We start from the raw sequence: 8,236 nt of genomic DNA on the forward strand, positions 1-8,236 counted from the left end.
GGTTCACGTTCCCATGGAGCATGCCGACCTCATCGTCATCGGCGCCGGGCAGTCCGGCCTGGCCACCGCGGCCCTCGCCCCGCGCCACGGCTTCACCCGCATTCTGGTGCTGGACGGCGCCGAGGAGCCGGGCGGGTCCTGGCCGCACTACCACGACAGCCTCACCCTGTTCTCTCCGGCCCGGTACTCGTCCCTGCCCGGGATGCGCTTCCCCGGCGACCCAGACCGCTACCCGCGGCGGGACGAAGTGGTGAGCTACCTGCGCGATTACGCCCGCCGCCTGCCCGCCGACATCCGCACCTCGACAACCGTCACCTCCATGACACGCCAGGACGGCACCTGGTCCGCGCGGGCCGGTGACGGGCGGGAGTTCACCGCACGGGCGGTCATCGCCGCGACCGGTGACTACGGCACACCCTTTGTTCCGGACGTTCCCGGGCGAGTGGACTTCCGTGGCCGGGTGCTGCACGCCGCTGACTACCGCAGCCCCGACGCGTTCGCCGGGCAGAGAGTCGTCGTGGTCGGCGGGTGCGGTTCCGCGATCCAGGTCGCCACCGAACTCGGCCCTCTCGCCGACACCACCCTGGCCACCCGGCGCCCGATCGGATGGGCACCCCAGCGCCCGCTGGGCCGGGACCTGCACTGGTGGCTCAAGCACACCCGCCTCGACGTCGCACCGATCCGGCGGCTGCTGGCAAAGGTCCCCGTCTCCGTGCTCGATGACGGCCACTACCGCACCGCCTTGGACCAGCACGGCGTCGACCGACGCGACATCTTCAGCCGGCTCATGACCGACGGCGTTGTGTGGGCCGACGGAACGAAGGAAGTGGTTGACGCGGCCGTGCTTGCCACCGGATACCGCTTCACATTCCCCTACCTGACCGGATCAGGCACCCTGGACACCAACGGCGCGCCGCTGCATCAGGGCGGCCTCTCCACTGCGGCGCCGGGTCTCGGCTTCGTGGGTATGGAGTTCCAGCGCAGCTTCTCCTCCAAAACCCTGCGAGGGGTCGGCCGGGATGCCAGGCACGTCCTGAAGCGGTTGCGTACCGCAGCGGCCGGGTGAGCCGAGATCAGGATTCGTGGTGGAGGGCGGTCGCGAGCGCCTGTTGCAGTTGGCCGACGCTGGGGGCGCCGTCCAAGCCCTCGGGCGTGCGGTAGAGACGGCAGGCCATCCCCTGCGCCCGTCCGGCTTCTGCGAACGGGTCTTCTCCGTCGATGAGGATGGTCGGGGAGCCGGTGAAACCGATGCGTTCGGCCTCGGCCTGGTCGGTGACCACCCGTGTGACGACATCGGCCTCGTGCAGTCCGGCCACCTCCAGCGCCTGCCCCAACCGGCTGGCAGCCAGCTGTTCGTTCGGGCATTCCTTCACGACCACGACCTCGATCCGCATGCCTCCAGCATGCCGCAGACGCTCAGGCCGGCAGCTCGGCGATCTGCCGGACGGCATCGCGGGCAGGGCGCCCCACGCCGATGAGAGTGGCGGAGGCCGGACCCGTCCAGTCGCCGTAACCGAGCAGGTGCAGCCGTGGCTCGCTGACCGCGCGGGTGCCGTCGGTGGCGATGTGGCCGCGAGTCCCGCGCAGGCCCAGCGGGGCGAGGTGGGAGAGGGCGGGGCGGAAGCCGGTGCACCAGATCACCACGTCCGCCCGGGCGGACGTTCCGTCGCTCCACCGGATGCCGTCGGCCACGAGCCGCTCGAACATCGGCTGAGCCTTCAGCAGTCCGGCGTCCCGCGCCCCGCGGACCGGTGAGACGGCGACGATGTCTCCCAGCGAGGCGACGCCCCCGGTGTCGGTGCGGCCCTCGTCCAGGGCGCGGCGGCGGGCGGTCTCGGCGTCGAACAGGGCACGTCCATCGATGTCGTCGGCGAGGAAGCGGGGCGGGCGCTGAGTGACCCAGGTCAGGTCGATGCCGTCATGGGTGGCGAGGTCGGCGGCGATCTGCGCGCCGGAGTTCCCACCGCCAATCACGACCACCCGCTGCCCTACGAAGTCGGACGGACGCCGGTAGCCGACGGTGTGGAGCTGGCGGCCGGTGAATACCTCCCGGCCGGGAACGGCGGGCAGGAAGGGACGCCACCAGGCGCCGGTCGCCGAGACGACCGCCCGCGCCGACCAGTTGCCGACGTCCGTCTCCACCCGCAGCCGTTCGCCGTCCCGGCGCACCGCCCTGACGCGGACCGGGCGGTGAACGGGCAGGCCGTAGCGCTGCTCGTAGTCAGTCAGGTACTCCACCACGTGCCCGGCTTCCGGGTACTCCTGGCCCGGCTGTGCGGGCATGATGCGGCCGGGCAGGGAGGAGAACGCGGCCAGGGAGAACAGGTGCAGGGAGTCCCAGGTGTGCTGCCAGGCCCCGCCGGGCGTGCTCTGCGCGTCGAGGATCACGAAGTCCAGCTTCTTGCGGCGCAGGTAGTACCCGGCGACGAGCCCTGCCTGCCCGCCGCCGATCACCACAACGTCGCTCACCCCGGTCACGGGGCCAGAACCGCTGCGGCCGGTGCCTCGACTGCGGCACACACCGGGCACAGCACCGTCCGCGCTTCGGCCTCACTGGGGGTTCCGATCAGACTGCCGCGCCGCACGCTCCGGGTCGCGATGCGGGCATGCGTCGCGCAGACTCCGGCTCCGCAGCTCTGGCAGACGCCGACGGTGGGGCTGTTCGTTCCCGCGGTGCGACAGTCGAGGCAGTGCATCAGCTGTCCCTTCCCGGGGTGGTGAGTGCTGCGGGCGGGAACTTCTTGCGCCAGGCGAGCGCGACGTACACGAGTCCGATCAGGACGGGTACCTCGATGAGCGGGCCGACGACGCCGGACAGGGCCTGGCCGGAGGTGACTCCGAAGGTGGCGATGGCGACCGCGATGGCCAGTTCGAAGTTGTTGCCCGCAGCGGTGAACGCCACTGTGGCCGTGCGGTCGTAGGCCAGTCCGAGTGCCTTGCCGAGCAGGAAGGTACCGAAGAACATGATCGCGAAGTAGACGAGCAGCGGCAGCGCGATCCGGACCACGTCCAGTGGCTGCGAGGTGATCGTCTTCCCCTGCAGGGCGAACAGGATGACGATCGTGAAGAGCAGCCCGTACAGCGCCCACGGGCCGATCTTCGGCAGGAACTTCGCCTCGTAGGACTCGCGGCCCATCTTCTTCTCGCCGGTGCGGCGGGTGAGGAAGCCGGCCAGCAGCGGGATGCCGAGGAACACGATGACGTTGAGGGCGATGTGCCACACGGAGACGTCCAGGCCCTGGCCGTCGCCGAGGTTCAGCCAGCGGGGCAGCAGGTCGAGGTAGAACCAGCCCAGCAGGCCGAACGCGATGACCTGGAACACGCTGTTGAGTGCGACGAGGACGGCGGCGGCCTCGCGGTCGCCGCAGGCGAGGTCGTTCCAGATGATGACCATGGCGATGCAGCGCGCGAGGCCGACGATGATCAGGCCGGTGCGGTACTCGGGCAGGTCGGGCAGGAAGATCCACGCCAGGGCGAACATGACGGCCGGGCCGATGATCCAGTTGATGACCAGCGAGGACACCATCAGCTTGCGGTCGCCGGTGACGGTGTCGAGCCTGTCGTAGCGGACCTTGGCCAGCACCGGATACATCATCACCAGCAGGCCGAGCGCGATCGGCAGGGAGATCCCGCCGACCTCGATCTTCGCCAGCGCGTCGTTCATCCCGGGGATCAGCCGCCCCAGGCCCAGGCCGACGGCCATGGCGAGCAGGATCCACACCGCGAGATAGCGGTCGAGCGTGGAGAGCTTCCTGACGATCGAGTCGTCCCCGCCCGCGGCCTGGTCGGCAGCGGTGGCCGTCGTGGTACGCGCGGTGGTCACGGGCAGGCCCTCTTGTTCTCGGCGGCGCTGCGGGCGGACTCGGCCAGCGCGGCGAACTGCTCGGAGAGGCCGGCCAGAACCTCGGGGCGCAGCTTGTAGTAGGTGAAGCGGCCGCACGGCTCCGTCTCCACCACACCTGCCTCGCGCAGCACCTTCATGTGGTTGGACAGGTTGGTCTGCTTCGCTCCGGTCTCCTCGACCAGGTGCGTCGTGCAGAGCGTCTCGCGCGCCAGCAGGGTCACGATCCGGAGGCGGAGCGGATCGCCCAGCACCCGGATCAGATCAGGATCGACTGAAGTCAGCATGCACTGATACTCTCACATCATTGCCTGCTGATACCAGCAGGGGCTGAAGTCATTGGCGGCTGGTCCCGCCATGCGACGAGAGAGAACGATCAACATGGCCGAGTCCTCCGGCAAGCCGTCCGTCCTGTTCGTCTGCGTCCACAACGCCGGCCGCTCCCAGATGGCCGCCGCCTGGCTGACCCACCTGGCCGGCGACCGCGTCGAGGTCCGCTCCGCCGGCTCCAGCCCCGGCGACGCCGTCAACCCGGCCGCCGTCGCGGCCATGGCCGAGGTCGGCATCGACATCTCCGCCGAGACCCCGAAGATCCTCACGATCGACGCCGTCCGTGAGTCCGACGTGTGCATCACCATGGGCTGCGGCGACACCTGCCCCGTCTTCCCCGGCAAGCACTACCTCGACTGGAAGCTCGAAGACCCGGCCGGACAGGGCGTGGCGGCCGTCCGCCCCATCCGCGACGAGATCAAGACCCTCGTCGAGGGCCTGATCGCCGAAATCGCCCCGGAGGCCACGGCGTGAGCGGCATCCACGACGTCGTCATCATCGGCTCCGGCCCCGCCGGATACACCGCCGCCCTCTACACCGCCCGCGCCCGGCTCAAGCCCGTACTGTTCGGCAGCAGCATCTTCGTCGGCGGTTCCCTGACCACCACCACCGAGGTCGAGAACTTCCCCGGCTTTCCGGAGGGCGTCGACGGCCCCGACCTGATGGACAAGATGCGGGCCCAGGCCGAGAAGTTCGGCGCCGAGATGATCGACGACGACATCACCGACGTCGACCTCACCGGCCCCGTCAAACTGCTCACCGCCTCGACCGGCACTGTCCACCGCGCGAAGACCGTGATCGTCGCGACCGGCTCCGGCTACCGCAAACTCGGCATCCCCAGGGAGGAAGAACTCTCCGGACGCGGCGTGTCCTGGTGCGCCACCTGCGACGGATTCTTCTTCCGCGACCGTGACATCGTCGTGGTCGGCGGCGGCGACACCGCCATGGAGGAAGCCACCTTCCTGACCCGCTTCGCCAAGTCCGTGACCATCGTCCACCGCCGCTCCGCCCTGCGCGCCTCGAAGGTGATGCAGAACCGGGCCTTCTCCGACGACAAGATCTCCTTCGCCTTCGACAGCGAGATCGCGGAGATCAAGGAAGAGAACGGCATGCTCGGCGGTGTCGTCCTGCGCGATACCTTCACCGGCAAGACGCGCGACCTGACGGTCACCGGGCTGTTCATCGCGATCGGCCACGACCCGCGCACCGAGCTCTTCACCGGTCAGATCGACCTGGACGACGAGGGGTACATCAAGGTGGAGGCGCCCTCCACCCGTACGAACCTCCCCGGCGTCTTCGCCGCTGGCGACGTCGTCGACCACACCTACCGTCAGGCCATCACCGCCGCCGGGACTGGCGCGGCCGCGGCCCTGGACGCCGAGCGATACCTCGCCGCTCGCAAGTCGGTCGACACCGAGTCGCAACCGGCCGCCGTCCTGCCCTGAGCACTGCAGCGGAGCGGACCCGTTCACAACTTCGAGTGGGCTCGCGCCACTGCGTTTGCGCACCTGGGGCGTGCGCCCCGCCGCTACCCCGCACGGTCACCGACGCGGTGCGGGAAGACGGGTGACGTTCCGGGACTGCTCAAGCTCCTCTCGGGCTTGCATCAGTTCAAGGTCGAGCTCGGCGACGATCCGACGCAGTGCGGCGCTGACGAGCTGTTCCTTCGCGAGGTTCTCCGTGACGGCCGCGAGCTTCTCCTTCACCGCGCTGTACTTGTCGGCCAGTTCCTGCATGGCAGCCGGTGTGGCGTTCTGGGCTCTGACGCGAGCCTGGAACTCCAGGACGAGGTCCCGGTGGTCGCCGTAGGCGACATCTCGTCTCAGGCCGGACTCGCGCAGCAGCTCGGTGGCCGTGAGTCGTCCTGACTCCGATCGCAGCGGGGTGCCGGCAAGGAGACAGTCCGCGGCACTCCGCAGCGCCGTGCACTCGGCTTCCCGGTCCCGGGAGCGTCGACTCGTCATGCGATGCCTTCCTCGTCTTCCCTCGTACAGTGGTGGCGCTCGATGATGGTCAGATGCCGCGCGGCCTGGGCGGCGGCCCGGTCCCGACGCGGCTTGGGTGCCAGCGGATTGCAGCGTCTGCTTGCAGGATGACGAGTTCTTACTGCAGTTCTGATGTCGCGGTCGGTGTACGCGAGGTTCGCGCAGGCGGACCGGCACTCGGCCTCGTCCGGGGCGTCGGCGCCGGGCAGGCCCAGGGTGAGCTTCGCCTTCCGGCAGGCAGCGGTCGCGGCCTGCCACACACAGGTCATTGCCTGTCCGTGGTGAACTGCGGGGTCGGCTTGTTCGAGGAGCCGCTCGACGTTGCGTACACCTGTCACGACCCGGCCGGCGAAGGGTGCGGACCGTGCGACGCGTTCCCGGTACTCCTGGGCGGAAGGCCCGCTGACATGTTCACCGGCTTCGAGGCGGCGGGTGTCCTCCTCGATCTGGTCGGTGATCAATTCGAGTTTCTCCACTGCCACGTCCTGGAGCCACGCCGGGTCCTCGTTGCCCGCATAACTCAGCGTTACTTTTGTGTCTACATGTCCGTATTGAAGTGCGGCCGCGATCAGTCCTCTTGGCCTGCGGACGATGAATCGGGCCAGGGTTCGTCGGTAGCGGGTGGCATAGATGTGGCCAGCGGGGTCGGCCGGAATGGTGTCGTTGCCATCCGCTCGCCGGAAGCTGGCATTGATCCAGGAGATCAGGTCCTGGATGTCGTTGTTCATGGCCCCGCTCTTGCGGGCGTTGACGGTGGACGGGCGCTCGTGGTGAGCGGCGACGAGGCTGGAGGGGGACAGTAGGGGGCTCGTGCAGGCTCTCGAGAAGCGCGATGGCCGCGTGGACTGTCTCCACCACGACCCAGGGCCACAGCGGCTCAGCGAAGTCCGGGCTGTCAGGTGCGCGGTCGAAGCCTTTGCCGCGGTGCCCGTTGACCTGCAGTTCCCCCGTCTCGTCGTCAATGCTGCGGCAGCCGCGCCGCAGGTTGAGCACCTCTCCCGGACGCATGCCGGAGAGGTAGCAGATGGCCGTGAACAGCGCGGCACTCAACAGTCGGACCAGCGTGGGAAGCTCCGCGACATCAATGGGGTTCTCCCGCCACGGTTTGCCGTTCACCCGGCCGTTGATCGTCCCGACTCCGGCCACGGGACTCACGGCCAGACCACTGTGGGCGAGGAGTCTCGTCTGCCCGGCGGTCAGACCGCTGCGTAGCGTCTTCGGGACGCCGATGAGTCGGTTGATGTGACCGCCGGCTATCTCTATACCGTGCTCCTGCGCATAGCCGGGCAGGGCGAGGTCGTTCTGCTGGCAGTGCCCGATGTAGGTGAGGAGCCGCTGTTGCCGCTCTCCGCTGTACTTGGTCTGTGACAGATGTGTGCAGGCATCGAGCTGCTGATATTCAAGCCATGCATCCCGGATGTCGGGTCCGATCTTCTCGATCATCACCAGTACCCAGCCCAGCAGGGCCTCCATGGTCGCGTCCGCGATACGCGGGGTTTTGTTCTCCCTCCGCTTCTTCACCGTCGCGCCGACGACCTCGTTGGCGGTCTGGCCGGCCCAGGGGAAGTCGCAGTCAAGACGGCACTTGCCGGGCATGTGGTCGCGGAAGAGCCACAGAGTCCGTACCGCGCCGATCAAGTCCGCTTTTCGCCCATCGCTGCCCTCCAGGTCGAGGACGTACGTCCGGAAGGCGTCCAGGTCATGGTCACGAACGTCCGAGAGGTTCTCGAGGCCCTGGTCGTCCAGCCAGCGGGCGATCACCCGCATGTCGATGATCCAGTAGGAAAGCGTGCCGATGCCGGCCTGCTCACCGGGACTCTGTCGGCCGTTGGGCTCGACAGGGACAGGATGATCAAGGGCCGCCAGGAAGAAGGCGCGAAAGTGCGGGCGCAGGGCGTTGGGGAAGGTGGGCCACCACACGGCGGTGATCTCGGCATGGGCGTCCCGGTGGGGCGGCTGGATGTGCCCATCCGCCGAGGCGATCATGCCTGGCTTCAGAGTCGCTACAAAATCCGATTCAGCTCAGGTCGGGGTGCCCCGGGCACGCGGTCCTGCTCGACGGTCCTGTCGAGGCGGACGA

General features: G+C 68.7%; 11 protein-coding genes. 3 read left to right on the plus strand and 8 right to left on the minus strand.

All coding sequences use genetic code 11. The annotated features are described in order from the left end of the window. Positions 1 to 13: 13 nt before the first annotated feature. The gene (locus ACZ7IB_RS43720; RefSeq protein ID WP_470920549.1) at positions 14 to 1,066 is read left to right on the plus strand and encodes a flavin-containing monooxygenase; all 1,053 of its coding nucleotides are present in this window, start codon (positions 14 to 16) and stop codon (positions 1,064 to 1,066) included. 7 nt (positions 1,067 to 1,073) lie between these two features. Here ACZ7IB_RS43720 and ACZ7IB_RS43725 read toward each other — a convergent pair whose 3' ends face one another. The 5 genes from ACZ7IB_RS43725 to ACZ7IB_RS43745 are packed head-to-tail and all read right to left on the minus strand — an operon-like array spanning position 1,074 to position 4,128. Beyond that, positions 1,074 to 1,394, minus strand: coding sequence for a DsbA family protein (locus ACZ7IB_RS43725; RefSeq protein ID WP_470920551.1), 321 nt, complete (start codon positions 1,392 to 1,394; stop codon positions 1,074 to 1,076). Between the two features lie 22 nt (positions 1,395 to 1,416). Next, positions 1,417 to 2,478: an ArsO family NAD(P)H-dependent flavin-containing monooxygenase gene (locus ACZ7IB_RS43730; RefSeq protein ID WP_470920553.1), complete on the minus strand. Its 1,062-nt coding sequence runs from the start codon at positions 2,476 to 2,478 to the stop codon at positions 1,417 to 1,419. Further along, a complete protein-coding gene (locus ACZ7IB_RS43735; protein ID WP_470920554.1) occupies positions 2,475 to 2,696 on the minus strand; it encodes a DUF2180 family protein in 222 nt (73 codons plus the stop codon). Before ACZ7IB_RS43735 ends, ACZ7IB_RS43730 begins: the two co-directional genes overlap by 4 nt. Then, positions 2,696 to 3,823 (minus strand): ACR3 family arsenite efflux transporter, encoded by a 1,128-nt coding sequence (gene arsB, locus ACZ7IB_RS43740; RefSeq protein ID WP_470920556.1) that lies wholly within the window; start codon positions 3,821 to 3,823, stop codon positions 2,696 to 2,698. Before arsB ends, ACZ7IB_RS43735 begins: the two co-directional genes overlap by 1 nt. After that, entirely contained in the window at positions 3,820 to 4,128 is a 309-nt protein-coding gene (locus ACZ7IB_RS43745; RefSeq protein WP_470920558.1) for an ArsR/SmtB family transcription factor, read from the minus strand. Before ACZ7IB_RS43745 ends, arsB begins: the two co-directional genes overlap by 4 nt. Before the next feature lie 94 nt (positions 4,129 to 4,222). Here ACZ7IB_RS43745 and ACZ7IB_RS43750 point away from each other — a divergent pair, with 94 nt between their 5' ends. Both ACZ7IB_RS43750 and trxB read left to right on the plus strand, forming a co-directional pair. After that, positions 4,223 to 4,645: an arsenate reductase ArsC gene (locus ACZ7IB_RS43750; protein WP_470920566.1), complete on the plus strand. Its 423-nt coding sequence runs from the start codon at positions 4,223 to 4,225 to the stop codon at positions 4,643 to 4,645. Next, complete coding sequence (gene trxB, locus ACZ7IB_RS43755; protein ID WP_470920559.1) at positions 4,642 to 5,616, plus strand: thioredoxin-disulfide reductase; 975 nt, start codon at positions 4,642 to 4,644, stop codon at positions 5,614 to 5,616. Before ACZ7IB_RS43750 ends, trxB begins: the two co-directional genes overlap by 4 nt. Before the next feature lie 96 nt (positions 5,617 to 5,712). Here trxB and ACZ7IB_RS43760 read toward each other — a convergent pair whose 3' ends face one another. From ACZ7IB_RS43760 to ACZ7IB_RS43770, 3 genes are read right to left on the minus strand one after another with little or no spacing between them, the layout of a single operon-like run. Further along, positions 5,713 to 6,135: a hypothetical protein gene (locus tag ACZ7IB_RS43760; RefSeq protein WP_470920560.1), complete on the minus strand. Its 423-nt coding sequence runs from the start codon at positions 6,133 to 6,135 to the stop codon at positions 5,713 to 5,715. Next, positions 6,132 to 6,632: a hypothetical protein gene (locus ACZ7IB_RS43765; RefSeq protein WP_470920561.1), complete on the minus strand. Its 501-nt coding sequence runs from the start codon at positions 6,630 to 6,632 to the stop codon at positions 6,132 to 6,134. The genes ACZ7IB_RS43760 and ACZ7IB_RS43765 overlap by 4 nt, the downstream gene beginning before the upstream one ends. Beyond that, on the minus strand, positions 6,568 to 8,142 hold the full coding sequence (locus ACZ7IB_RS43770; protein WP_470920563.1) for a hypothetical protein: 1,575 nt from the start codon (positions 8,140 to 8,142) through the stop codon (positions 6,568 to 6,570). The genes ACZ7IB_RS43765 and ACZ7IB_RS43770 overlap by 65 nt, the downstream gene beginning before the upstream one ends. Positions 8,143 to 8,236: the final 94 nt, after the last annotated feature.

This window comes from Streptomyces sp. NPDC037301, assembly GCF_055602785.1.